The organism is Curtobacterium guangdongense, assembly GCF_049341845.1.
In the GTDB taxonomy this organism is placed as follows: domain Bacteria; phylum Actinomycetota; class Actinomycetes; order Actinomycetales; family Microbacteriaceae; genus Curtobacterium; species Curtobacterium guangdongense.
This window is the reverse complement of sequence record NZ_JBMPIT010000004.1, coordinates 60,825-84,703: the sequence shown is the minus strand read 5'-3', so window position 1 is coordinate 84,703 and position 23,879 is coordinate 60,825. Positions and strand designations below refer to the sequence as shown.

Sequence of the window (23,879 nt, the reverse complement as noted above, 5' to 3'; positions counted from 1 at the left end):
ACCCGTGCCTCCAGTCCGACCGGCGGAGCCCAGACCGGCGGAGCCCAGACCGGTGGAGCGCAGACCGGCGGGACCGGGACGGCCACGCTGGAACCGGTGATGCGGGCCAGCGGCCTGGTCGCCGGGTACCTGCCGGGGGTGAACATCCTGAACGGCTGCGACCTGGACTGCTACCCGGGTGAGCTCATCGGCATCATCGGCCCGAACGGGGCAGGCAAGTCGACGCTCCTCAAGGCGCTGTTCGGGCTCGTGTCCGTCCGCGACGGGTCGGTGACCCTGCAGGGCGAGGACATCACCAACATGAAGGCGAACAAGCTCGTGCAGGCGGGCGTCGGGTTCGTGCCGCAGACGAACAACGTGTTCCCGTCGCTCTCCATCGAGGAGAACCTGCAGATGGGGCTCTACCTGCGGCCGCGGAAGTTCGCCGAGCGGCTCGAGGTCATCTACGACCTGTTCCCGGTGCTCGGCCAGCGTCGTGGCCAGCGCGCAGGATCGCTCTCCGGTGGCGAGCGGCAGTCGGTGGCGATGGCCAGGGCGCTGATGATGGACCCGAAGGTGCTGCTGCTCGACGAGCCGTCCGCCGGGCTGTCCCCGGTGCGCCAGGACGAGACGTTCATCCGCACACGCCGGATCAACAAGGCCGGAGTGTCGATCATCATGGTGGAGCAGAACGCGCGACGCTGTCTGCAGATCTGCGATCGTGGGTACGTGCTCGACCAGGGGAAGAACGCGTACTCGGGCACCGGGCGTGAGCTCGCCGACGATCCGAAGGTCATCGAGCTCTACCTGGGGACGCTCGCGAAGGACGTCGACGCCGCTCGCTAGCGCGAGTCGGGGTCGACCTGCCGGTGCCGCTGTGGGGGCGGTACCGGCAACCGAGAGGGGTCGTGCGAAGTCGCTTCTGCGCCGCACGGCCCCTCTCCCAGCCTGGAGGCTCGGCTCGGCCCCGCCAGGCGGGTAGCGTTCCGCAGGTGGAACGCGTCTCGAGCATCGCGATGGACATCCTGGTCTGGGTCGTCTTCGCTGTGCTCTTCGTCGGTGCCGCACTGCTCGTGAAGGTCGCGGCGGCGCTGCTCGTCGTGCTCATCGTCCTGGCGCTCGCACTCGGCCTGACGCTCCGCATGCTGCGCCGACGACGCTCGCGGTAGGCCACCGGTAGGCTTGCCGGGTGAGTGAAGTCGAGATCGGTGCAGGCAAGCGCGGACGTCGGGCGTACGCGTTCGACGACATCGCGGTGGTCCCCTCGCGGCGCACGCGTGACCCGCGTGACGTGAACGTGCAGTGGTCGATCGACGCCTTCACGTTCGAAGCGCCGATCCTCGCCGCACCGATGGACTCCGTCGCCTCGCCGGCGACGGTGATCCAGATGGGCAAGGCCGGGATCCTCGGTGTCCTCGACCTCGAAGGGCTCTGGACCCGGTACTCGGACCCGGAGCCCTACTACGCCGAGATCCGGGCGCTCACCGACGGCAACGTCACGAAGCGCATGCAGGAGATCTACGCCGAGCCGGTCAAGGCCGAGCTCATCACCGCGCGGCTCGCCGAGATCCGCGCCGCCGGGGTCCCGGTCGCCGGGTCGCTCAGCCCGCAGCGCACGCAGGAGTTCTCGCAGACCGTCGTCGACGCCGGTGTCGACCTGTTCGTCATCCGCGGCACCACCGTGTCGGCGGAGCACGTGTCGCAGAGCACCGAGCCCCTCAACCTCAAGAAGTTCATCTACGAGCTCGACGTCCCCGTGATCGTCGGCGGCGCGTCGACCTACACGGCCGCCCTGCACCTCATGCGCACCGGTGCCGCCGGTGTGCTCGTCGGGTTCGGTGGCGGCGCTGCCTCGACCACGCGAGCCGCGCTGGGCATCCACGCGCCGATGGCCACCGCGGTCGCCGACATCGCCGGCGCCCGTCGTGACTACATGGACGAGTCGGGTGGCCGCTACGTGCACGTCATCGCGGACGGCGGCCTCGACACCGCCGGCGACGTCGTCAAGGCGATCGCGATGGGTGCCGACGCCGTCATGCTCGGCACGGCGCTCGCGCGTGCGACCGAAGCGCCCGGCGGTGGGTTCCACTGGGGCGCCGAGGCGCACCACCCGGAGCTGCCGCGGGGCCGCCGTGTCGAGGTCGGCACGATCGCCCCGCTCGAGAACATCCTGAACGGCCCGACCCCGACGTGGGACGGCCGGGCGAACATCGTCGGCGCGCTGCGTCGCTCGATGGCGACGACCGGTTACTCCGACGTCAAGGAGTTCCAGCGAGTAGAAGTGGTCGTGGCGCCGTACCACCAGCAGTGACGGTGGCACCCGTGCAGCGCGGGTGACGCTCCGGCGCCGCTCGCAACGGCAGCGCGGAGGCGATGATGGCAACGACGGTCTCGGGCAAGAAGGCACCGACCGGAGCATTCGGCACGGCGGGGTTCGATCCCCGGGCGAAGCTCGGACCGGACGAACGCGCGGCCGCGATCGAGGTGCTGAAGACCAAGGAGCTGGACGTCCTGGTCGTCGGCGGCGGGATCGTCGGTGGCGGCAGCGCGCTCGATGCGGTGACCCGCGGACTGAGCGTCGGCATCGTCGAGGCCCGTGACTGGGGATCCGGCACGTCGAGCCGCTCGTCGAAGCTCGTCCACGGCGGCATCCGCTACCTCGAGCAGCTGAACTTCGGGCTCGTCCGAGAAGCCCTCATCGAGCGTGGGCTGCTGCTCCAGCGCATCGCGCCGCACCTCGTGAAGCCGGTCCGGTTCCTGTACCCGCTGAACCACCGCGTGTGGGAGCGCTTCTACATCGGCATCGGCATGGCGATGTACGACGCGTTCAGCTGGTCGGGTGGACGGCCGCCCGGTGTCCCGCACCACCGACACCTCAGCCGCACGCAGGTGCTCCGCTCGATGCCGTCGCTGAAGAAGGACGCGTTCGTCGGCGGCATGACCTACTACGACGCGCAGGTGGACGACGCGCGCTACGTCTCCTCACTCGTGCGGACGGCGGCGTCCTACGGTGCCCACGCCGCGTCGCGCATCCGCATCGAGGGGTTCATCAAGGTCGGTGAACGAGTCGTCGGCGCGCACGCGCACGACATCCAGACCGGCGAGAAGTTCGACATCAAGGCCAAGCAGGTCGTCAACGCCACCGGCGTCTGGACGGACGACACCCAGGCGATGGTCGGCACGCGGGGGCAGTTCAAGGTGCGGGCGTCGAAGGGCGTGCACCTCGTCATCCCGCGTGACCGCTTCCAGTCGAACATGGGCATGATCCTCCGCACCGAGAAGAGCGTGCTGTTCGTGATCCCGTGGGGACGGCACTGGCTCGTCGGGACCACCGACACCGACTGGTACCTCGACAAGGCGCACCCGGCAGCCACCGCGGCGGACATCGACTACATCCTCGAACACGTCAACAAGGTGCTCCGCGTCCCGCTCACCCGCGAGGACGTCGAGGGCGTCTACGCCGGACTCCGGCCGTTGCTCGCGGGGGAGTCCGACCAGACGTCGAAGCTCAGCCGCGAACACGTCGTCGCGCACACGGTGCCTGGGCTCGTCGTCGTCGCGGGTGGCAAGTGGACCACCTACCGGGTGATGGGCAAGGACGCCATCGACGAGGCGGTCGCCGCGATGGACGGCAAGATCCCGGCGTCGACCACCGAGGACATCCCGCTGCTCGGCGCCGAGGGGTACCCGGCGGCGTGGAACAAGCGTGGACGCACCGCTCGGACGTTCGGACTGCACAAGGTCCGCGTCGAGCACCTGCTCAACCGGTACGGCACGCTCACCAGCGAGGTGCTCCAGCTCGTGAAGGAGGACCCCGCGCTCGCCGAGGCGCTCCCGGGGGCGGACGACTACATCGGTGCCGAGGTCGTGTACGCGGCCTCGCACGAGGGAGCGCTGCACCTGGAGGACGTCCTCGCCCGCCGGACCCGCATCTCCATCGAGGCGTGGGACCGTGGCGAGTCGGCGGCTCCCGTCGCGGCGAAGCTCATGGCCGGCGTGCTCGGCTGGGACCAGGAGCAGACCGAGGCCGAGGTCTCGAACTACCTCACCCGGGTCGCTGCCGAGCGGGCCTCGCAGCTCGAACCCGACGACGCGTCGGCGGACCGTGTGCGTCTCGAGGCGCCGGACATCGCGTTCGGGTTCGAGGAGGACGACGTGGTCGTCGGTGGCGGGCGGAGCGATGGGGCCGAGGGCGCGACGGCGAGCGACGAGCAGGTCGTCGGCGAGAAGACGACCGAGCCGAAGTAGTCGCGAGGTCGATCGGGTGCTTCAATTGCTGTACCGGGTAGCCGGTACAGCAAAGGAGCATCATGACCGTCACCGTGCCTCGTACCGTCTCCGTCGACGACGGCGCCCTCGACCCGGCTGACGTCGTCGCCGTGGCACGGCACGGTGCCCGCGTCGAGGTCAGCGCTGCGTCCCTCGGCGCGATGGCCGACAGCCGCGCCGTCATCGAGGCCCTGGCCGACGACACCGCGCCGCACTACGGGGTGTCGACGGGCTTCGGCGCGCTCGCGACGAAGCAGATCCCGTTCGACCGACGGAAGCAGTTGCAGGCATCCCTCGTCCGGAGTCACGCCGCGTCGAGCGGTCCGGCGATCGAGGACGAGGTCGTCCGTGCGCTCATGCTCCTGCGGCTCTCCACCCTGGCGACCGGGCGCACCGGGGTCCGGCCGGACGTCGCGCTGACGTACGCGTCGCTGCTCAACGCCAGGATCACGCCCGTGATCGGCGAGTACGGCAGCCTGGGCTGCTCCGGCGACCTCGCACCGCTTGCGCACTGCGCGTTGGCCGCGATGGGCGAGGGCGAGGTGCGGGTCGACGGCGTCCCGATGCCGGCCGCGGACGCGCTCGCCGCTGCGGGCATCGAGCCGCTCGTCCTCCGCGAGAAGGAGGGTCTCGCGCTCATCAACGGCACCGACGGCATGCTCGGGATGCTCCTCCTCGCGCTGGCGGACCTGCGGGACCTCGTGGCCACCGCCGACCTCGCCGCTGCCATGAGCGTCGAGGGGCTCGCTGGGACGGACACGGTCTTCGCCGCCGACCTCCAGGCGCTCCGGCCGCACCCGGGCCAGGCGCGGTCGGCAGCGAACATGCGGGCTGCCCTCGACGGCTCACCCGTCATCGCCGCACATCGCTCGTCCGGCTTCACCCGGGTGCAGGACGCCTACTCGCTGCGGTGCGCACCCCAGGTGCACGGAGCGGCGCGCGACACCCTCGATCACGCGGCGCTCGTCGCCTCGCGTGAGCTCGCGTCGGCGGTCGACAACCCCGTCGTGACGATCGACGGGCGTGTGGAGTCGAACGGCAACTTCCACGGGGCGCCGATCGGCTACGTGCTCGACTTCGTCGCGATCGCGGTGGCTGACGTCGCGAGCATGTCGGAGCGACGGACGGACCGGTTCCTGGACGCGAGCCGGTCGGGAGGGCTGCCGCCGTTCCTGGCGAACGACCCCGGCGTGGACTCCGGGCACATGATCGCGCAGTACACCCAGGCCGGGATCGTCTCCGAGCTGAAGCGGCTCGCGGTCCCGGCGTCGGTGGACTCGATCCCGACGTCCGCGATGCAGGAGGACCACGTGTCGATGGGCTGGAGCGCCGCGCGGAAGCTCCGTCGTGCCGTCGACGGACTCGGGCGCGTGCTCGCGATCGAGATCATGACCGCGGCTCGGGCGGCGGACTTCCGTGGTGAGTCGCCTGCGGCGGTGACGGGTGCAGTGCGCACGGCGCTCCGGCAGCGGGTGGCGGGACCCGGTGACGACCGGTGGTTGGCCCCCGAGATCGCCGCCGCGGTCGAGCTCGTCGTCGACGGCACGCTCCTGGAGGCGGCTCGGAGCGCGGGCGCCGAGATCGTCTGAGGAACCGCAGGGCGCCGTTCGGCGAGTTCTCCACAGGTGGAATGCACGAGCACTCGCGGTGGTTAGCATGGGCGTACTCGAAAAGGGAGCCATCATGGTCGACGTTCACCGCGTCAAACTCCCCGGAGTCGGCGTGCTGCACAGCTTCTACACCGACGACGGTGGCAAGTGTGGTGTCATCACGCACCGGTCGGGACACTCCGACCTCATCTCCTTCGCGGACGTCTCCGACGGCGCCGACAAGTCGGAGAAGGTGTCGCTGCGCCTCAGTGAGGACGAAGCACACACCCTCGCCGAGCTGCTCGGCGGTACCCGCATCACCGAGGGGCTCGACAAGCTCGACGAGATCCCCGGGCTCTCGATCGACTGGTTCTCCGTCGACTACGACGACGCGATCGCCGGCAAGCCGCTCGGCGACCTGCACGACTCGGGCTTCATCGGCCTGACCGTCGTGGCCGTCGTCCGTGGCGACAGCGCGAACCCGGCTCCGTCCCCGGACTTCGTCGTGTTCCCCGGCGACACCATCGTGGTGGCCGGCGCTCCCGAGAAGGTCGCGAAGGCCTTCTCGTTCTACCGCAGCGGTGAGCTCGCGGCGGCAGCAGCTGCCGAGGCCCCGCCCGGAAGGTAGCGCGGATGCACCTGGGTGGTGAGCTGCTCACCATCGGCGGCCTGTTCCTCATCGCCTACGTCCTCGGACGCCTCGGCAAGCTGATCGGCCTGCCCGCCATCCCGATCTACATGATCGTCGGGCTCATCGCGAGCCCGCACACGCCGTGGATCGGGCTGAGCGTCGAATCGCACACGATCGAGCTCATCGCCACCTTCGGCTTGATCCTGCTCCTGTTCAACCTGGGGCTGGAGTTCGACCAGGAAGAGTTCTACGGCAACGCCGGCAAACTCCTGGTGTCCGGCGGCACGTACGTCGCGATCAACATGGGCGTCGGGTTCGCCTTCGGGTTCTCCCTGGGCTGGGGCACCCGGGAAGCCCTGATCATCGCCGGCATGACGGCGACGTCGTCCAGCGCGATCGTCACGAAGCTGCTCATCGAGCTCCGCCGCCTGGCGAACGACGAGACGCCGATGATCCTCGGCGTCACCGTGATCGAGGACGTCTTCATCGCGATCTACCTCGCGATCGTCTCCGTCGTGCTGTCCGGTGACACGAACGTGTGGGGCGTGATCGGCAAGCTCGGGCTGGCGTTCGGGTTCCTCATCGTGATGTTCAGCCTGGCGCGCTGGGGCGGCAAGCAGGTCTCGCGGATCTTCGCGACCCGCGACGACGAGCTCTTCACGATCCTGTTCTTCGGGCTCGCCGTGATGTTCGGTGGCATCGGCGAGCTCCTCGGCGTGACCGACGCGATCGGTGCGTTCGTGATCGGCCTGCTCTGCGGCGCGACGCGCTACCGCGACCGCATCGAGCAGCTCGCGCTCCCGATGCGTGACGTCTTCGCGGCGTTCTTCTTCGTCAACTTCGGCCTCGGTCTCGACATCGCCACGTTCGGCGAGGTGCTCTGGCCGGTCCTCGCGGCGGTCGGCATGACGGTCGTGCTGAACGCCGTCGCAGGGCAGCTCGTCGCCCGCATGAACGGCTTCTCCGTCCAGCAGGGCATCAACACCGCGGTGATCCTGGTGAACCGCGGCGAGTTCGCGCTGATCCTCGCGACGCTCTCGGCTGCCGCCGGACTGGAGGCACGGATCACCGCGTTCGCGGGCCTGTACGTCCTCATCATGGCGATCCTCGGGCCGCTGCTCGCCTCGAACTCGGATCGCATCGGCCGCCTCGTGGTCCGCCCTGCTCGGGTGCGCAAGTTGCGTGGGCGCGAGCGCGCCGCCGCCGAGGCGGCTGCTGCGCGCAAGGCCGAACGCGATGCCCGGTTCGCTGAGGAGATCGCCCTCGTGGAGGCTGCTGGCAGCGAAGAGCGCGAGAATGGTCGACCGGAGACGACTCCCGAGCGTGAACCGGAGACGGTGAGCACGGGGACGTCGTCGGTCGAGATCCCCGCCGAGCGCCCCGAACGCCCGGCACGCCAGCGCGATCCGGAGTACTGATACGCATGTGGGCCGTAGCCCGACGACCGAGATGGATCGCGCTGCTGCTGCTCGCGCTGGTCCTCGCAGCGGTGTTCGCCTTCCTCGGCAAGTGGCAGCTCGAGCGCAGCATCGAGAACGGCAAGCCGCTCCCGGCCACCACCGAGACGCGCCACGTGTTGTCGGACGTGTCGAAGCCCGAGCGCGGGGTGGGCGACAGCCTCGCCGGTCAGAAGGTGACCGTCACCGGCCGCTTCGTGGAAGGTGACACGACCGTCCTGACCGGGCGCAGCGGGGGTGGGACGTACCAGACCGTCGGACACATGGTCGACACGACCACCGGAGCGAGCCTCCCGGTCGTCATCGGCTGGTCCGACCAGAAGGCGGCCGCCGTCGCCGGCGGTGACCGTCTGGCGGACGGCGCGACCGTGACGGTGCAGGGGCGGTACTACCCGTCCGAGTCCCCGGACCAGGACTCGTTCCAGCAGAACGAGTACTCGGCCGTCGCACCCGCGCGGTTCGTGAACACGTGGAAGGCATTCGACGACCGCATGTACGGCGGCTACGTCGTTGCGGACGGCACCACGGCGAAGGCAGCGGACCTGTCCACCGTGGCCGACCGCGCACCGACCCGCGACGTCCAGTTCGACTGGCTGAACCTGTTCTACGCGGTCGAGTGGGTCGTCTTCGCCGGGTTCGCCGTGTTCCTCTGGTGGCGCTTCGTGAAGGACGCCTGGGAGCGCGAGAACGAGGACGAAGAGGTCATGCTCGCGCGACGGTAGGATGGCCGATATGGCTCTGACCGTCCGAACCCGCGACATCCCGAAGATCCCGGGAGCGGTGAAGTGGTACCGCGTCTCGGCGTACATCACCGGTGTGCTGCTGCTTGCCCTGGTGGTCGAGATGGTCATCAAGTACACGCCGCTGCACCTCGAGATGCAGCTCGGCGGCGGTGCGTTCTTCGTGCCGGAGGGCACGGCGGGCAAGGACCCCGGCACCTTCAACCTGTCGATCGGCATCCTCATCGCCCACGGCTGGCTGTACGTGCTGTACCTGTTCACGGACTTCCGTCTGTGGAGCATCATGCGCTGGAAGCCGATCCGGTTCCTGCTCATCGCCCTCGGGGGCATCATCCCGTTCATGTCGTTCGTGGTCGAGCACCGCATGCAGAAGATCGCCATGGACACCTACCACGAGCTGACCGCGCAACAGGCGCGTGAGAAGGAGGCCGCTCGGTGAGCGAGACCGAACAGCGTCCCGTCCTCGTCGTCGACTTCGGAGCCCAGTACGCGCAGCTCATCGCTCGCCGCGTCCGGGAAGCGAACGTCTACAGCGAGATCGTCCCGCACTCCATCACCGCGGACGAGGTCCGTGCGAAGGCCCCGGCAGCGATCGTGCTGTCGGGCGGCCCGTCGTCCGTGTACGAGGACGGCGCACCGTCGCTCGACGGTGACATCCTCGAGCTCGGCGTCCCGGTCCTCGGCATCTGCTACGGCTTCCAGGCCATGGCATCGGCGCTCGGCGGGACGGTGGCGAACACCGGTCTCCGCGAGTACGGCGCGACGTCCGTCGAGGTCAGCGGGACCGATTCCGTCCTGCTCGGTGGACAGCCGGCGGCCCAGACGACCTGGATGTCGCACGGGGATTCCGTGTCGGCGGCGCCCGCCGGGTTCGACGTGCTCGCATCGAGCGCCTCGACTCCCGTCGCGGCCTTCGCGTCCGACGAGCGCAAGCTCTACGGCGTGCAGTGGCACCCCGAGGTGAAGCACTCGGAGCACGGGCAGGAGATCATCGAGAACTTCCTGCACAAGGCCGCCGGGCTCCCCGGCGACTGGAACTCGTCCAACGTGATCGAGGAGCAGGTCGCCCGCATCCGCGCGCAGGTCGGGACCTCCCGCGTGATCGCGGGCCTGTCCGGCGGGGTCGACTCCGCCGTCGCCGCAGCGATCGTCCACAAGGCCGTCGGGGACCAGCTGACCTGCGTCTTCGTCGACCACGGGCTCCTCCGCGCCGACGAGCGCAAGCAGGTCGAGGAGGACTACGTCGCCTCGACCGGCGTCCGCCTCATCACGGTCGACGCCGAGCAGCAGTTCCTCGACGCCCTCGCCGGCGTGAGCGACCCCGAGCAGAAGCGCAAGATCATCGGGCGCGAGTTCATCCGCACGTTCGAGGCCGCTGCCGAGGCACTCGTGCTCGAAGCACGCGCGTCCGACGGTGACGCCGAGGTCAAGTTCCTCGTGCAGGGCACGCTGTACCCGGACGTCGTCGAGTCCGGGGGTGGCTCCGGGACCGCGAACATCAAGTCGCACCACAACGTCGGCGGTCTGCCCGAGGACATGACGTTCGAGCTCGTCGAGCCCCTCCGCGCGCTGTTCAAGGACGAGGTCCGTGCCGTCGGCCGCGAGCTCGGGCTCCCCGAGGTCATCGTCGGCCGCCAGCCGTTCCCCGGTCCCGGGCTCGGTATCCGCATCGTCGGGTCCGTCGACAAGGAGCGGTTGGAGATCCTCCGCGCGGCCGACAAGATCGCGCGTGAGGAACTGACCGCGGCGGGGTTGGACGACGAGATCTGGCAGTGCCCGGTCGTCCTGCTCGCCGACGTCCGTTCCGTGGGCGTCCAGGGCGACGGTCGCACGTACGGGCACCCGATCGTGCTGCGCCCGGTCTCCTCCGAGGACGCGATGACTGCTGACTGGACGCGCCTGCCGTACGAAGTGCTCGCGAAGATCTCGAACCGCATCACGAACGAGGTGCGCGACGTCAACCGGGTCGTGCTCGACGTCACGTCGAAGCCGCCGGGGACGATCGAGTGGGAGTGACCCTCCCCTGACGCCGAAGGCCCGGTACGCGTGCAGCGTGCCGGGCCTCCGGCGTGTGCGGGCTTTCCGCTGAGATCGCACTTCGTGTCGCTTCCTTCCGAGTCGAACCGACACGAACTGCGATCTCAGCGCCCGGGCGCCGGGCGCACACACGAAGGGCCCCGGCGAACGCCGGGGCCCTTCGTGTGTGCGCTGCCGCTAGTTCCGGGAGCTGCTCGCGATGATGGCGAGGATGCGCAGGATCTCGAGGTACAGCCAGACGAGCGTCACGATGAGGCCGAACGCTGCCGTCCAGCCGTAGATGCGCGGGGCACCGCGCTCGACACCGGTCTTGATCTGGTCGAAGTCGAGGATGAGCGAGTACGCGGCCATCAGGACCACGAAGATGCCGATCAGGACGCCGAGGGGGATCCCGAAGACCTTCATGCCGAGGAGGCCGAACGCCGTGTTCGTGACACCGGTCCACATCAGCACCAGGTTCACGAGCGAGAACGCCATGTACCCGACCATCGCGACGAGGAAGAACCGGGTTGCCTTCGGCGTGGCACGGACCTTGCCCGAGCGGAAGAGCAGCAGCGTGACGAAGAACACGCCGAGGGTGCCGAAGACCGCCTGCGTGACGATGCCGTCCCACATGGAGTTGTAGGCACCGGAGATGCCACCGACGAAGAGCCCCTCGAAGAACGCGTACGCGAGCACCAGGCCGCCGGAGGGCTTCTTCTTGAAGGTGTTCACGAGCGCCAGGACGAACCCGATGATCGCGCCGGCGATCCAGACGATCGGAGGGAGGTTCCACCCGGCGACTGCGCCGACGATGAGCACGCCGAACGCCATGAGCGTCTTGACGATCGTGTCTTCGTACGACATGCGGTCGGTGTCGACCGTGCTCGCCGACGGGCGGTCGTACATGTGCTGCAGCTGCTCGGGCGTCATGCCCGCCGACTGCTGCGGGGTCTGGCCCCATCCGGCCTGCTGCGAGTTGGCGCCGGCGCCCCAAGCGTTCCGGCCCGCGTCGTTGAAGGCGGGGGACTGGTCGAAACCGGGCTTGAAAGCCATGGTGTCCTCGTGATTCCTCTGGATTCGGGTCGTCGAGCGGGAACGATGGCCGTTCCTTCGCGTCCTCTCAGCCTAGGTGTGCGTCGCGCCGAAAGGCTGAGGATTCGCAGCGAGCGGACGCCGGTGCTGGCGTCCGTCCATGCACTCTACGGGCGCGGGCTGCGGGATGGGTCGGTGTGGGTCGGGAGTTCACCGAGCGGGTCGCGAGCGGGCGCGGCGGGTGGATCCACGTGACCAGCGCGACGGAGATCGTCCTGAGCAGGAGCAACGCCACGATCTTCGTCGGTGCCCGTGGGTACATCGCGCTGCACATCGGGGAGGAAGCGTTGACACGAGTAAACCCTCGTGGCCACAATGGTCGGGCAACGACGCACACCCACCCAAGGAGCCAGCATGACGTTCACCCTCGGCATGGTCGGAGCCGGCCAGTTCGCCAGCCACTTCGCGACCCTGTTCGACAAGCACCCCGGCATCTCCGACGTCTACGCCACGGACGTCATCCCGGAGCGCGCCGAGCACCTCGTCGACGAGCTCGCCCTCGCCGGGACCTTCCCGAGCTTCGAGGCGATGCTCGCGAGCCCGGATGTCGACGCCGTCGCGATCTTCACCCAGCGCTGGACGCACGGACCGCTCGTGCTGCAGGCACTGCGCGCGGGCAAGCACGTGTACTCGGCCGTCCCGATGGCGACCGCGCTGACCGAGATCGAGTCGATCATCGCCGCGGTGCAGGAGACCGGGCTCACCTACATGATGGGCGAGACGAGCCAGTACAACCCGGCGACGGTGTTCGCGCGGCAGAAGGCAGAGCAGGGTGCGTTCGGCCGTGTGTTCTACGCCGAGGGTGACTACGTCCACGACATGGACCTCGGCTTCTACGACGCGTACAAGTACAGCGGCGGCGACGGGTGGAAGGCCACGGCGAGCTACCCGCCCATGTGGTACCCGACCCACGCGATCGGCGGTGTCCTCGGCGCGATGTCGCGGCACGCGGTCAGTGTGAGCTGCATCGGGGTGCACGACGACCGCGGCGACGGGGTCTTCGACACCGAGGTCAGCATGTTCGACAACGACTACTCCAACATGACGGCGCTGTTCGAACTCGACGGCGGCGGCTCCATGCGCATCAACGAGTTCCGTCGCGTCGGCTTCCCGTCGTACATCCGCGAGAGCCGCTTCCGCTGGTTCGGCACCGACGGCAGCTTCGAGCAGCTCGTGACGAACTCGGTCTGGCAGGACCGCGACGGCGTGACCGACGTCTCCGACCAGATCGCGACCCGTCCGACCATGTCCGAGGACGACCCGCGCCTGGCGGACGTCTCCCCGGCGCTCCGCAGTTCGTTCATCTCCGGGCACGCGCCCGTGCACGACGCACTGACGGACCGCTTGCCCGAGGAGTTCGCGTTCGCGCCGAACGGGCACGAAGGATCGCACCACCTGCTGGTCGACGACTTCGTCCGCGCGGTCAACGACGGCGTGCTGCCCCCGGTGAACGCGTGGCAGGCAGCGCGGTACACGTTGCCCGGGCTCATCGCGCTCGAGTCCGCCCGGCGGGACGGGGAACGGCTGCCGGTCCCGGACCAGGGCGACGCTCCCGTCGCCGTCGGCGAGGCGCTGCCCGTTGCCGATCGGGTGTCATGATCGACCGGTGACGAACGGAACGAGCGACGAGCGCCCCCGGAAGCCCACGCGGCGGGACGTCGCCCGGCTCGCCGGGGTTTCGGATGCGCTCGTCAGCTACGCGCTGAACGGTGGAGCGCCCGTCGCTCCCGAGACTCGGCGGCGGATCCTCGCGGCCGTCGCCGAACTCGGGTACCGGCCGAACCAGGCGGCGCGGGCCCTCCGATCCGGGTCCGCCCGCACGCTCGTGCTGGCGGTGCCGGATCGCGAGGATCCCGTGTTCGCAAACCCGTTCTTCGCCGAGTACGCGGCGGCGATCGAATCCGCGGCATGGGAGCGCGGGTACGCGCTCTACACGACGGCGACGAGCTTCGAGTCCGACCGGCTCCGTGCGCGCTTCGAGGAGTTCGCGGCGCGCATGGTCGACGGCGTGCTCGTGCTCTCCAGTGGAGCGGCCGACCCCGGTGCCATCGACCCGGTCGGCCTGCCGTGGGTGGAACTGAACGTCTCGTCGGCGCGAGCGGGTGTCGCGAGCGTCGGCACCGACCTGCAGGCCGGCGCCGAGCAGGCGACGGTGCACCTGCTCGGCCACGGTGCCCAGCGGGTGGCGTTCGTCGGTGAGCCGAACGCCCGAGAACCCCGCCACCGTGGATGGCGAGTCGCCTGCGAGCGGTGGGGCGTGCCTCCAGGCCGGGTCTACGACGGTGGGTACACGCGCGAAGGTGGTTACGTGTCCGGGTTGCAGATCGCCGACGAGGGCGATCGCCCCGATGCGGTGTTCGCCGCCTCGGACCGCACCGCGGTCGGAGTCCTCCGTGCGTTCCACGAGCGCGGCGTCCGGGTCCCCGACGACGTCGCGGTCGTCGCGTTCGATGGATCCTGGGAAGCCGAGTACACCTGGCCCCCGCTCACCACCGTCCGGCAACCGGTCGTGCCGATGGCCGCTGCCGCCGTCGGGCGACTCCTCGGCGCGCCGGGGACCGAACACCGGGAGTTCCCGGCCGAGCTCGTCGTGCGGGCGTCCTGCGGCGGGCACGATGCCCACGGACCGGCAACTCCCGCCCAGTAGGGTCGGCCGCATGACCCTCGTGATCGCCCACCGTGGTGCCTCCGGGTACCGCCCGGAGCACTCCCGCAGCGCCTACGAGCTCGCGATCGACCTCGGTGCCGACGCCATCGAACCGGACCTCGTCCCGACGAAGGACGGCGTGCTCGTGCTCCGGCACGAGAACGAGATCTCCGGCACGACGGACGTCGCCGACCACCCCGAGTTCGCGGCGAGGCGCACCACGAAGGTCGTCGACGGGAACCGGCTCAGCGGCTGGTTCACGGAGGACTTCACGTGGGACGAACTCACGACGCTCCGCACGCGCGAGCGGCTTCCGGCACTGCGCCCGCGGTCCGCGGAGCGCGACGGCGAGGACCCGATCCTGCGGCTCGAGGACCTGCTCGCCGTCCTCGACGCGGCACCTCGCCCCGTCGGGCTCGTCGCCGAGGTCAAGCACGCGACGTACTTCGACTCGATCGGGCTGCCGATGGGGGAGCTGGTCGACGGCGTCATCGGGGGAGCCGGGTGGCGTGGTGACGAACGGCTGACGTTCGAGTGCTTCGAGAAGGGCGTCCTCCGCGACATCGGCTCGCGTGGCGCCGGTGGCCGGCTCGTGTACCTCCAGGAGGCTCGGGGCAGCGCCGCGGACGAGGTCGCGTCCCACGGACGATCGGCTCCGACCTACGCGGACGAGCGCACGGACGGCGCGCTGGGCGCACTGGCCGAGGAGTTCGACGGGATCAGCGTCGACCTGAAGACGCTGATGGCCGGCACCGACCCGGCGGCGCTCGACGCCCCCCGTCCGGTGCGGTCCGACGTCGTCGAACGTGCGCACGCGGCCGGACTCGCGGTCTTCACGTGGACCCTGCGGCCGGAGAACCGCTTCCTGCCGGCACCGCTCCGGCGCGGTGGGGACGTCGCGGCGCACGGCGACTGGGAGCGGTGGTTCACCTCGGTGCTGCGGACGGGGGTCGACGGGGTGTTCGCGGACCACACCGACCTCGCGGTCCGGGCGCGTTCGCTCGTCGAGGAGCGGGGCGCCGGTGTCGGGGGTCCGGCCTAGACTGTCCCGGACATGACGATCGTGCTCGACCCATTCGACTCGACGCCCGAGCCGGGTGCCGGGGCCCGCCCGTACGACGACCCGTTCACCGCCGGTCTGAACCCCCAGCAGAAGGAAGCCGTCGAGTACCGCGGCGAGTCCCTGCTCATCGTGGCCGGCGCCGGTTCCGGCAAGACCAGCGTCCTCACGCGCCGCATCGCCCTGCTGCTCGCGAACCGTGAAGCATGGCCTTCGCAGATCCTCGCGATCACGTTCACCAATAAGGCCGCTGCCGAGATGCGGGAGCGCGTCCGTGCCCTCGTCGGCCAGGCGTCAGAGGGCATGTGGATCTCGACGTTCCACTCGGCGTGCGTGCGGATCCTGCGCCGTGAAGCCGAGCGCTTCGGGTTCCCGCAGTCCTTCACCATCTACGACTCCGCCGACTCGCGGGCGCTGCTCAAGCGGATCATCAAGGACCTCGAAGCGGACACGCTCGGTCTGACGGTCGGTGCGGCGGCGTCGAAGATCTCGAAGCTCAAGAACGAACTGCAGGACATCGACTCGTACGCGCGGAACATCAACGCGAACGACCCGCAGGAAGTCATGTTCACCGAGGTGTTCCGGCGGTACACGAACGACCTCCGCCGCGCCAACGCGTTCGACTTCGACGACCTCATCGGCCAGACGGTGTTCCTGTTCCGGGCGTTCCCGGAGGTCGCTGCGCTGTACCAGCGGCGCTTCCGGTTCATCCTCGTCGACGAGTACCAGGACACGAACCACGCGCAGTACTCGCTCATCCGCGAGCTCACCCGGCCGGTTCCGGTGGAGCAGGTCGACCGGCTCGAGGACGAAGGCCAGCACGTCGCCAGGATGCGCGAGGCGGACGGGTCGATCGCCGGTGCGTCACTGACGGTCGTCGGCGACTCCGACCAGTCGATCTACGCCTTCCGCGGTGCCGACATCCGCAACATCGTCGAGTTCGAGCGGGACTTCCCGAACTCCAAGGTGATCCTGCTCGAACAGAACTACCGCTCGACGCAGAACATCCTCGACGCGGCGAACGCCGTCATCGCCAACAACTTCGACCGCCAGGTGAAGAACCTGTTCACCGAGGTCGGCGCCGGCGACAAGATCGTCGGGTTCACGGGCTACACCGGGCACGACGAAGCCCAGTTCGTCGCGGACGAGATCCAGCGCCTGCACGAGGACGGCACGGACTACCGCGACATGGCGGTGTTCTACCGGACGAACTCGCAGACCCGTGCGCTGGAGGAGATCTTCATCCGCGCGGCGATCCCCTACCGGGTGCTCGGCGGCACGAAGTTCTACGAACGTGCCGAGATCAAGGACGCGATGGCGTACCTGATCACCGTCGCGAACCCGGCGGACCCGATGGCGCTCCGCCGTGTGCTCAACGTCCCGAAACGGGGCATCGGCGCGGTGACCGAGACGACGTTGCAGCGCTACGCCGACGACCACGACGTCACCATGCGCGAGTCGCTCCGGCACGCGGACGAGCTCGGGTTCGGGCCGAAGGTCCGGAACGCGATCACGGCGTTCGCGGCGCTCCTCGACGAGGTGTCCGCCAAGGCGCCGGACCAGCCGGTTGTCGACACCCTGACGCAGCTGTTGGACGGCTCCGGACTGCTCGAGCAGCTCCGGAAGTCCCCCGACGCGCAGGACTCGGCGCGCGCCGACAACATCGACGAGCTCGTCGCGGTGACGCGGGAGTTCCAGAAGAACAACCCCGACGGCACGCTGAGCGACTTCCTGACCGAGGTCTCCCTGGTCGCCGCGGCGGACGAGCTCGACGACTCCTCCGGAACGGTGTCGCTCATGACGCTGCACACGGCGAAGGGCCTCGAGTACGACGCGGTGTTCCTGACGGGTGTCGAGGAAGACCTGTTGCCGCACCGGATGTCCGCGAACGAACCCGGTGGCCCGTCCGAGGAACGTCGGTTGTTCTACGTGGGGATCACCCGCGCGAAGAAGTCGTTGTTCCTGTCGCTGGCGATGACCCGCGCGCAGTTCGGCGACGTCAACGTGGCGATGCCGTCCCGCTTCCTGCAGGAGATCCCCGAGGGGCTCATCGAGTGGAAGCAGTCACCCGGCATGGCGAACAGCCGTGGTGGGACGCAGCCGCGCGCGCTCAACGCCAAGCGTGACGGCGCCGGACCCGGTGGATTCGGTGGCGGAGGCGGCGGTGGGTACCGCGGCGGTGGCGGCTGGGGTGGCGGCTCCTACGACCGTGCTGCTGCGGCGGCGAAGACCCGGCCGAAGACCGAGTGGGCGAACCGTGTCTCCGGGCAGGTCCGTGACAACGGCGACATGGAGCTCGCGTCCGGCGACCGCATCAAGCACGTCGACTTCGGCGAGGGCACGGTGTCGGCGGTGACCGGTCAGGGGGCGAAGCGCATCGCGGAGATCGCGTTCGACTCGGCCGGGCGCAAGAAGCTCCTGATCAAGATCGCCCCGATCGAGAAGCTGTAGCGCAGCCCGCGACAGCGCAGCGCACGCCCGCTCAGCGCACCAACCGCACGGCATCGAGCGGGTGTGGGCCGAGGTGCTCGCGCTTCGTCGCGCCGTCACGCCGGAACCCGTTGCGCCGGTAGAACCCCTCGGCGCGCGGGTTGTCGTCCGCCATCCACAGGTAGGCCGGCGCGTCGCCGATGGCTCCGTCGAGCAACGCCTGACCGGCACCGGAGCCGTACGTGGACGCGAGGACGTAGATGCCCTCGAGCTCCCGGTCGCGTGGAGCCTCGGGGTCGCGTCCCGGTCCCGCTGAGGCCCAGCCCACGACGACGTCCTCGATCGTGACGAGGAGCACGTCGGTCTGCGGGTCGGTGATGATCGTCCGCCACCGATCCGCTCGCGCATCGACGTCGAGTGCCGCCAGGAAGGACGCCGGCAACAGGTGCGCGTACGCCTCCTGCCAGGCCTGGACGTGCACGCGTGCAATGCGCTCGGCGTCCGCGACGCTCGCCGGACGGACCACGGGGGTGTTCATCCAACGATGATGCCGCACCGTGCCGTCGCCACGCCCGGGCCCCTGTTCGGGTGACAGTTGGCGAGAGGTGAGGTTAGCCTTACCTAACGTGACACCTGTGATCGAAATGCTGACCAACGCCACCGCCGCCCGCTACCGCGACCTCGTCGGATCGACCGTGGACCGGCTCGCCGACCGTGTCGCCGGGGTGACGACGCCGACGACGAGCACCTCCGCTGCCGAACTCCGCGACCGGGTGGCCGGGATCGATCTCGACGGCGTGCCGCTCGGGACGGATCGGGCACTCGCGGAGCTCGACGAGCTCTTCGTCCGTGAGGCCGTGTGGTTCCACCATCCCGGTTCCCTCGCGCACCTGAACTGTCCGGTGGCCTTGCCCGCTGTCGCTGCGGAGGCCGTGCTCGCGGCGGTGAACCCGTCCGTCGACACCTGGGACCAGTCGCGGATCGGCACCGAGATCGAGCGACACGTCGTCGATTGGCTGGCACGCCGGATCGGCTTCGCGACGGGCGACGGCATCTTCACGTCGGGCGGCTCGCAATCGAACCTGCAGGCGCTCCTCATCGCGCGGGAACGAGTCGAGCAGCGAGAGCGGATCGAGCAGCGGGAGCGAACCGAGCAGCGAGAGCAGCGAGCACCGCGCGGCCCGCACACCGTCTTCACCACCGCCGAGACCCACTTCAGCATCGCGAAGTCCGCACGTCTGCTGGGGATCAGCGAGGTGCGCATCGTCCCCACCGACGCCGCGGGCCGGATGGTCCCCGCTGCCCTGGCCGAGGCCATCGCCGAGACCCGTGCCACCGGCCGCACCCCGACGGCCGTCGTCGCCACCGCCGGTACGACCGACCGCGGTGTGATCGACCCGCTCGAACCCATCGCCGACGTCTGCGACCTCGAGGACGTCTGGCTGCACGTCGACGCCGCGTACGGCTGCGGCCTGCTCGTGTCGCCCACCCGCCGGCACCTGCTGGACGGCATCGAGCGGGCCGACAGCGTGACCACCGACCTGCACAAGTCGTTCTTCCAGCCGGTCTCCTCGAGTGCCCTGCTGGTCCGCGACCCCGCCGACCTCCGCAGGATCGCCTGGCATGCCGACTACCTGAACCCCGAGGACGCGGCGGAACCGAACCAGGTCGACAAGTCCCTGCAGACGACGAGGCGCTTCGACGCGTTGAAGCTCTGGGCGACCCTCCGGGCGACGGGCGCCGACGCGATCGGCCGAGCGTTCGACGCGGTCATCGACCTCGCCGAGGCCACCCACGCGATCGTCGCCGACCACCCGGACCTGCACCTCGTCGCGCCGACGCAGCTCAGCACGGTGTTGTTCCGCTGGCAGCCGGCGGGGATGTCCGACGCCGAGGCCGATGCCCTGGTGGCGCCGCTCCGAGCAGCGCTCCTCGCCGAGGGGCGGGTCCTCGTCGCCAAGACGGTGATCGACGGGCGGCCGTGCAACAAGCTCACGCTCCTGAACCCGGAGACCACCCCCGCGCAGATGCGGACCTCCCTCGACCACGTGGCGCGAACGGCAGCAGCAACCGCAGCAGCAACCGCAACGGCCATGACGGCAGGAGCAGCACGATGAACACGAACACGACTACGACCAAGGACACCCTCGACCTCGTCGCCATCGGCATCGGCCCCTTCAACCTCGGCCTCGCCTGCCTGACCGACCCGCTCGACGACCTCGACGCGGTGTTCCTCGACGCCGCGGACGGCTTCGCCTGGCACCACGGCATGATGCTCGACGACGCCACGATCCAGGTGCCCTTCATGGCGGACCTCGTCACGATGGCCGACCCGACGTCGCCGTTCTCGTTCCTGGCGTGGCTGAAGGAGACGAACCGGCTCTACCCGTTCTACATCCGCGAGGACTTCCACCCCCTCCGCAGCGAGTACGACGCCTACTGCCGCTGGGCCGCCGAGCGCCTCGACACCCTGCGCTGGGGCCGGACGGTCACAGCGGTCGAGCACGACGAGGCGACGGACCTCTTCACCGTGCACGCCGACACGGACCACGGCCCGGAGACGTACCGCGCTCGCCACGTCGTCATCGGCGTCGGCTCGGAGCCGTCCGTACCACCGGCGCTCCGCGACCTGCCCGGACCGGTGATCCACTCCGCCGAGTACGTGCCGAACCGGGAGACCCTCCGGAGCGCTGGCAGCATCGCGGTGATCGGCAGCGGACAGTCCGCCGCGGAGGTCTACCGCGACCTGCTCGAGGACATCCGCGCGCACGACTACGCGCTCGACTGGATCACCCGGTCGCCGCGGTTCTTCCCGATGGAGGACACCAAGCTGACGCTCGAGATGACGAGCCCCGAGTACACGGACCACTTCCACGGCCTGCCCGAGGAACTCCGCGACCGCCTCGGACGCGAACAGCGCGGGCTGTACAAGGGCATCAGCGCCGACTTGGTCGACGACCTCTACGACGCGCTGTACCGGATCAGCGCCCGGGGTCCGATCCCGACGTCGCTGCGGACCGAGACGAGCGTCGTGGACGCCTCGTGGCTCGCCGATCGGGGCACGTACCGGCTGACGCTCCGCCACGAGCAGCTCGGCGAGACGTACGAGCACGAGGTGGAGCGGCTCGTCCTCGCGACCGGCTACGCACCGCGCCCGACGCGGTTCCTCGACCCGGTCGAGCACCTGGTCGCACGCGACTCGCGCGGTCGGTTCGCCGTCGCCCGCGACCACCACGTGGACACCATGGGCGGTCGGATCTGGGTGCAGAACGCCGAGGAACACACGCACGGGCTGACCGCCCCCGACCTCGGCATGGGTGCGTGGCGGAACGCGTCGATCATCCGGTCCGTCACGGGGCGCCCCGTCCACGGACTGGAGGACCGGATCGCCTTCCAGGAGTTCGGCCTGCCCGCCACACGACAGTCCAGGGCCCCGAGCGCCGCGCCGGAACGGCGCGGCTCCGAGCGCGCGGAGGTGCGCGCATGACCGAGAACGGAACCGTCCTGCTCGACGTCCGCGGCGAGGCGGGCGCCACCCCGGGCCTCCTGTCCGTCGAACCCGTGGACCCGGATCGCGACGCCGCCGTCGTGCAGGCGTGGCTCGCGCACCCGGCGTCGAGCTGGTGGGAGATGGGCCACCTCGACGTCGACGCCGTGCGGGCGTACCTGGCCGGCGTGCAGGCGGACCCGGCGCAGGCCGCGTGGTTGGGGCGCCACGACGGCGAGACGTGCTTCCTCGTCGAGACCTACGACCCGGCCGCCGTGCTGTTGACCGACGTCTGGCCCGCCGAACCCGGCGACGTCGGCATGCACCTGCTCGTCGCACCGCCGCCCGCCGACGGACGGGTGCACGGACTCACGAGCGCGGTGATGCGGACCGTGGTGGAGCACTGTCGGGACGCTCTCGGCGCACGTCGTGTCGTGGTCGAGCCCGACGTCCGGAACACCGCGGTGCACGCGAAGAACGCCGAGGTCGGGTTCCGGGTGCTGCGCGAGGTGGACGTCGACGGCAAGCGCGCGCTGCTCTCGGTGCTCGACACCGACCGGATCGGGGTGCCGGACGACGACGGACCCGCTGCGCACCTGCGGCCGGAGCACCTCGACGTCGCGGAGCGGCACCTCGTGGCGAAGGCGATCGCCGAGTTCACCCACGAGCGTCTGATCGCACCGGAGGCCGACGGCGACGGCTGGCGCCTCCTGGCGGGCTCGTCGACGTACCGGTTCCGGGCACGGCTGCACGCGCTCGAGCACTGGTCGATCGACGAGGCCTCGCTCACCCGGACCCGCGACGACGTCCCCGTGGCACTCAGCGCGCAGGACCTCGTCCTCGAGCTCCGTGCCGTCCTCGGGATCTCCGACGAGATGCTCGGCACGTACCTCGAGGAGATCGCCTCGACCCTCGCCAGCGCCGCGGCGAAGCACCGACGGGGTGGGCCGTCCGCAGCCCAGCTCGCGCGAGGACGAGCGGATGCGGTCGCGGCGTTCCAGGCGACCGAGGCGGCGATGACCGAGGGGCACCCGGCGTTCGTGGCGTCGAACGGCCGCATCGGGTTCGGGCTCGACGAGTACCGGGCGTACGCGCCGGAGTCCGGGCGGACGTTCCGGTACCGGTGGCTCGCGGCACGTCGGGAGCACACGCACCTCGCGCTCGCCGCGGACCGGACCGAGGACGCCCACTGGGCGGCCGAGCTGCCCGCGGCGACGGTGGGCGGGTTCCGGCAGACGCTGGAGCGCCGCGGGCTCGACCCGGACGACTACGTGTGGCTGCCGGTGCACCCGTGGCAGTGGCAGCACCGGATCGCCGTGACGTTCGCGCCGGACCTCGGGCGGCAGGACCTCGTCGACCTCGGCGAGGGGCCGGACGAGTACCAGCCGCAGCAGTCGATCCGGACGGCGTTCGACCGGACGGACCCGACGCGGTCGTACGTCAAGACGGCGCTCGCGGTGCAGAACATGGGGTTCCTCCGCGGGATGTCGCCGGCGTACATGCGGAACACGCCTGCGGTGAACGACTGGGTTGCCGGCATCGTCGCGGCCGACCCGACGCTGCGGTCAGCGGGCTTCGAGGTGCTGCGGGAACACGCGGCGATCGGGTACACGGGCGACGCGTACCACCGGGTGGACGTGTCGTCGCCGCAGCGGAAGATGCTCGCGGCACTCTGGCGGGAGAGCCCGGTGCCGCGGCTGTCCGACGGCGAGCAGCTCATGACGATGGCGGCGCTGCTGCACCGCGATGCCTCCGGCGCGGCGGTGGTCTCGGCGCTGGTCGCCCGGTCCGGGCTGCCGGCGGACGAGTGGGTGCGGCGGTACCTCGACGCGTACCTGCTGCCCGTGGTGCACTGCCTGACGGTCCACGACCTGGCGTTCATGCCGCACGGGGAGAACCTCGTCCTGGTGCTCCGCGACGGTGTCGTCGTCCGCGCGGTCATGAAGGACATCGGGGAGGAGGTCGCGGTGCTCGCCCCGGTCGCCGTGCCGGCCGGGATCGAGCGCATCGTGCACCCGGTCGACGACGACGAGGCGGCGCTCGCCGTGTTCACCGACGTGTTCGACGGGGTGCTGCGCTTCGTCGCGGCGGTCCTCGACGACGACGGGGTCCTGGCGGAGTCCCGGTTCTGGGAGCTCGTCGGCGCGTGCGTCGACCGGCACGCTGCGGCTCACCCGGACCGCCGCCGCCCGCTCGACCTGCGTGCGCCGACGTTCGAGCACTCCTGCCTGAACCGGCTGCAGCTGCGGAACACCCTGTCGATGGTCGACCTGGCGGACCAGTCCTCGTCGCTCATCCGCGCCGGGGCGATGCCGAACCCGATCGCGCGGGCGTAGGGGGCGGCGGGCTCGCCGATCGGGTCCGCCGAGCCACCGGGATCGCGATCGCGCCCCGTGACGAACATCGCGCCCCGTCGTGACGGGGCGCGATGTTCGTGTGGGGGCGCAAACGGTGCCTGCGGCGCTGGCCGCGCGGGCGC

19 protein-coding genes are annotated in these 23,879 nt (G+C 70.1%); 17 read left to right on the top strand and 2 right to left on the bottom strand.

What is annotated here, in order from left to right:
• Positions 1–99 precede the first annotated feature (99 nt).
• The 10 genes from ACO0E1_RS06945 to guaA all read left to right on the top strand — a co-directional run bounded on the left by ACO0E1_RS06945 (position 100) and on the right by guaA (position 10,681).
• A complete protein-coding gene (locus ACO0E1_RS06945) occupies positions 100–825 on the top strand; it encodes an ABC transporter ATP-binding protein (RefSeq protein WP_281267638.1) in 726 nt (241 codons plus the stop codon).
• A gap of 146 nt (positions 826–971) precedes the next feature.
• Positions 972–1,148 (top strand): hypothetical protein, encoded by a 177-nt coding sequence (locus tag ACO0E1_RS06940; RefSeq protein ID WP_422873531.1) that lies wholly within the window; start codon positions 972–974, stop codon positions 1,146–1,148.
• 20 nt (positions 1,149–1,168) lie between these two features.
• The gene (locus ACO0E1_RS06935) at positions 1,169–2,290 is read left to right on the top strand and encodes a GuaB3 family IMP dehydrogenase-related protein (RefSeq protein WP_422873530.1); all 1,122 of its coding nucleotides are present in this window, start codon (positions 1,169–1,171) and stop codon (positions 2,288–2,290) included.
• 65 nt (positions 2,291–2,355) lie between these two features.
• Positions 2,356–4,227, top strand: a complete 1,872-nt coding sequence (locus ACO0E1_RS06930; protein ID WP_422873529.1) for a glycerol-3-phosphate dehydrogenase/oxidase — start codon at positions 2,356–2,358, stop codon at positions 4,225–4,227.
• 62 nt (positions 4,228–4,289) lie between these two features.
• The gene (gene hutH, locus ACO0E1_RS06925; protein WP_422873528.1) at positions 4,290–5,837 is read left to right on the top strand and encodes a histidine ammonia-lyase; all 1,548 of its coding nucleotides are present in this window, start codon (positions 4,290–4,292) and stop codon (positions 5,835–5,837) included.
• A 94-nt stretch (positions 5,838–5,931) separates the two neighbouring features.
• Positions 5,932–6,465, top strand: a complete 534-nt coding sequence (locus ACO0E1_RS06920; RefSeq protein ID WP_144760467.1) for a cation:proton antiporter regulatory subunit — start codon at positions 5,932–5,934, stop codon at positions 6,463–6,465.
• Between the two features lie 5 nt (positions 6,466–6,470).
• On the top strand, positions 6,471–7,886 hold the full coding sequence (locus ACO0E1_RS06915) for a cation:proton antiporter (RefSeq protein ID WP_422873527.1): 1,416 nt from the start codon (positions 6,471–6,473) through the stop codon (positions 7,884–7,886).
• A gap of 5 nt (positions 7,887–7,891) precedes the next feature.
• The gene (locus ACO0E1_RS06910; protein ID WP_422873526.1) at positions 7,892–8,647 is read left to right on the top strand and encodes an SURF1 family cytochrome oxidase biogenesis protein; all 756 of its coding nucleotides are present in this window, start codon (positions 7,892–7,894) and stop codon (positions 8,645–8,647) included.
• A gap of 10 nt (positions 8,648–8,657) precedes the next feature.
• Complete coding sequence (locus tag ACO0E1_RS06905; RefSeq protein WP_281265959.1) at positions 8,658–9,104, top strand: DUF3817 domain-containing protein; 447 nt, start codon at positions 8,658–8,660, stop codon at positions 9,102–9,104.
• Complete coding sequence (gene guaA / locus ACO0E1_RS06900; RefSeq protein ID WP_422873525.1) at positions 9,101–10,681, top strand: glutamine-hydrolyzing GMP synthase; 1,581 nt, start codon at positions 9,101–9,103, stop codon at positions 10,679–10,681. Before ACO0E1_RS06905 ends, guaA begins: the two co-directional genes overlap by 4 nt.
• 198 nt (positions 10,682–10,879) lie before the next feature.
• Here the strand turns inward: guaA and ACO0E1_RS06895 are convergent, their stop codons facing one another.
• Complete coding sequence (locus ACO0E1_RS06895) at positions 10,880–11,737, bottom strand: Bax inhibitor-1/YccA family protein (RefSeq protein ID WP_422873524.1); 858 nt, start codon at positions 11,735–11,737, stop codon at positions 10,880–10,882.
• Positions 11,738–12,130: 393 nt separating this feature from the next.
• Between ACO0E1_RS06895 and ACO0E1_RS06890 the strand changes: the two genes are divergently transcribed.
• From ACO0E1_RS06890 to ACO0E1_RS06875, 4 genes are read left to right on the top strand one after another with little or no spacing between them, the layout of a single operon-like run.
• Positions 12,131–13,375: a Gfo/Idh/MocA family protein gene (locus ACO0E1_RS06890; protein WP_422873523.1), complete on the top strand. Its 1,245-nt coding sequence runs from the start codon at positions 12,131–12,133 to the stop codon at positions 13,373–13,375.
• Between the two features lie 7 nt (positions 13,376–13,382).
• Positions 13,383–14,423 carry a LacI family DNA-binding transcriptional regulator gene (locus ACO0E1_RS06885; RefSeq protein WP_422873522.1) on the top strand — a complete coding sequence of 347 codons (1,041 nt, stop codon included), beginning with the start codon at positions 13,383–13,385 and terminating at the stop codon, positions 14,421–14,423.
• A gap of 10 nt (positions 14,424–14,433) precedes the next feature.
• A complete protein-coding gene (locus ACO0E1_RS06880; RefSeq protein ID WP_422873521.1) occupies positions 14,434–15,465 on the top strand; it encodes a glycerophosphodiester phosphodiesterase family protein in 1,032 nt (343 codons plus the stop codon).
• A gap of 12 nt (positions 15,466–15,477) precedes the next feature.
• Positions 15,478–17,934, top strand: a complete 2,457-nt coding sequence (locus tag ACO0E1_RS06875) for an ATP-dependent helicase (RefSeq protein WP_422873520.1) — start codon at positions 15,478–15,480, stop codon at positions 17,932–17,934.
• A 31-nt stretch (positions 17,935–17,965) separates the two neighbouring features.
• On the opposite strand, the gene ACO0E1_RS06870 is transcribed toward ACO0E1_RS06875, so the two are convergent.
• The gene (locus ACO0E1_RS06870; protein ID WP_422873519.1) at positions 17,966–18,451 is read right to left on the bottom strand and encodes a GNAT family N-acetyltransferase; all 486 of its coding nucleotides are present in this window, start codon (positions 18,449–18,451) and stop codon (positions 17,966–17,968) included.
• A 106-nt stretch (positions 18,452–18,557) separates the two neighbouring features.
• On the opposite strand from ACO0E1_RS06870, the gene ACO0E1_RS06865 reads away from it, so the two are divergent.
• The 3 genes from ACO0E1_RS06865 to ACO0E1_RS06855 are packed head-to-tail and all read left to right on the top strand — an operon-like array spanning position 18,558 to position 23,736.
• A complete protein-coding gene (locus tag ACO0E1_RS06865; protein ID WP_422873782.1) occupies positions 18,558–20,030 on the top strand; it encodes a pyridoxal phosphate-dependent decarboxylase family protein in 1,473 nt (490 codons plus the stop codon).
• On the top strand, positions 20,027–21,400 hold the full coding sequence (locus ACO0E1_RS06860) for a lysine N(6)-hydroxylase/L-ornithine N(5)-oxygenase family protein (RefSeq protein WP_422873518.1): 1,374 nt from the start codon (positions 20,027–20,029) through the stop codon (positions 21,398–21,400). Before ACO0E1_RS06865 ends, ACO0E1_RS06860 begins: the two co-directional genes overlap by 4 nt.
• Positions 21,397–23,736, top strand: coding sequence for a GNAT family N-acetyltransferase (locus ACO0E1_RS06855; RefSeq protein WP_422873517.1), 2,340 nt, complete (start codon positions 21,397–21,399; stop codon positions 23,734–23,736). Before ACO0E1_RS06860 ends, ACO0E1_RS06855 begins: the two co-directional genes overlap by 4 nt.
• Positions 23,737–23,879 lie beyond the last annotated feature (143 nt).

Coding starts and splice junctions, on each gene's coding strand:
- ACO0E1_RS06945 (WP_281267638.1), top strand. CDS start 100: ATGCGGGCCAGCGGCCTGGTCGCCGGGTACCTGCCGGGGGTGAACATC.
- ACO0E1_RS06930 (WP_422873529.1), top strand. CDS start 2,356: ATGGCAACGACGGTCTCGGGCAAGAAGGCACCGACCGGAGCATTCGGC.
- hutH (WP_422873528.1), top strand. CDS start 4,290: ATGACCGTCACCGTGCCTCGTACCGTCTCCGTCGACGACGGCGCCCTC.
- ACO0E1_RS06920 (WP_144760467.1), top strand. CDS start 5,932: ATGGTCGACGTTCACCGCGTCAAACTCCCCGGAGTCGGCGTGCTGCAC.
- ACO0E1_RS06915 (WP_422873527.1), top strand. CDS start 6,471: ATGCACCTGGGTGGTGAGCTGCTCACCATCGGCGGCCTGTTCCTCATC.
- ACO0E1_RS06910 (WP_422873526.1), top strand. CDS start 7,892: ATGTGGGCCGTAGCCCGACGACCGAGATGGATCGCGCTGCTGCTGCTC.
- ACO0E1_RS06905 (WP_281265959.1), top strand. CDS start 8,658: ATGGCTCTGACCGTCCGAACCCGCGACATCCCGAAGATCCCGGGAGCG.
- ACO0E1_RS06895 (WP_422873524.1), bottom strand. CDS start 11,737: ATGGCTTTCAAGCCCGGTTTCGACCAGTCCCCCGCCTTCAACGACGCG.
- ACO0E1_RS06890 (WP_422873523.1), top strand. CDS start 12,131: ATGACGTTCACCCTCGGCATGGTCGGAGCCGGCCAGTTCGCCAGCCAC.
- ACO0E1_RS06880 (WP_422873521.1), top strand. CDS start 14,434: ATGACCCTCGTGATCGCCCACCGTGGTGCCTCCGGGTACCGCCCGGAG.
- ACO0E1_RS06875 (WP_422873520.1), top strand. CDS start 15,478: ATGACGATCGTGCTCGACCCATTCGACTCGACGCCCGAGCCGGGTGCC.
- ACO0E1_RS06870 (WP_422873519.1), bottom strand. CDS start 18,451: ATGAACACCCCCGTGGTCCGTCCGGCGAGCGTCGCGGACGCCGAGCGC.
- ACO0E1_RS06865 (WP_422873782.1), top strand. CDS start 18,558: ATGCTGACCAACGCCACCGCCGCCCGCTACCGCGACCTCGTCGGATCG.
- ACO0E1_RS06860 (WP_422873518.1), top strand. CDS start 20,027: ATGAACACGAACACGACTACGACCAAGGACACCCTCGACCTCGTCGCC.
- ACO0E1_RS06855 (WP_422873517.1), top strand. CDS start 21,397: ATGACCGAGAACGGAACCGTCCTGCTCGACGTCCGCGGCGAGGCGGGC.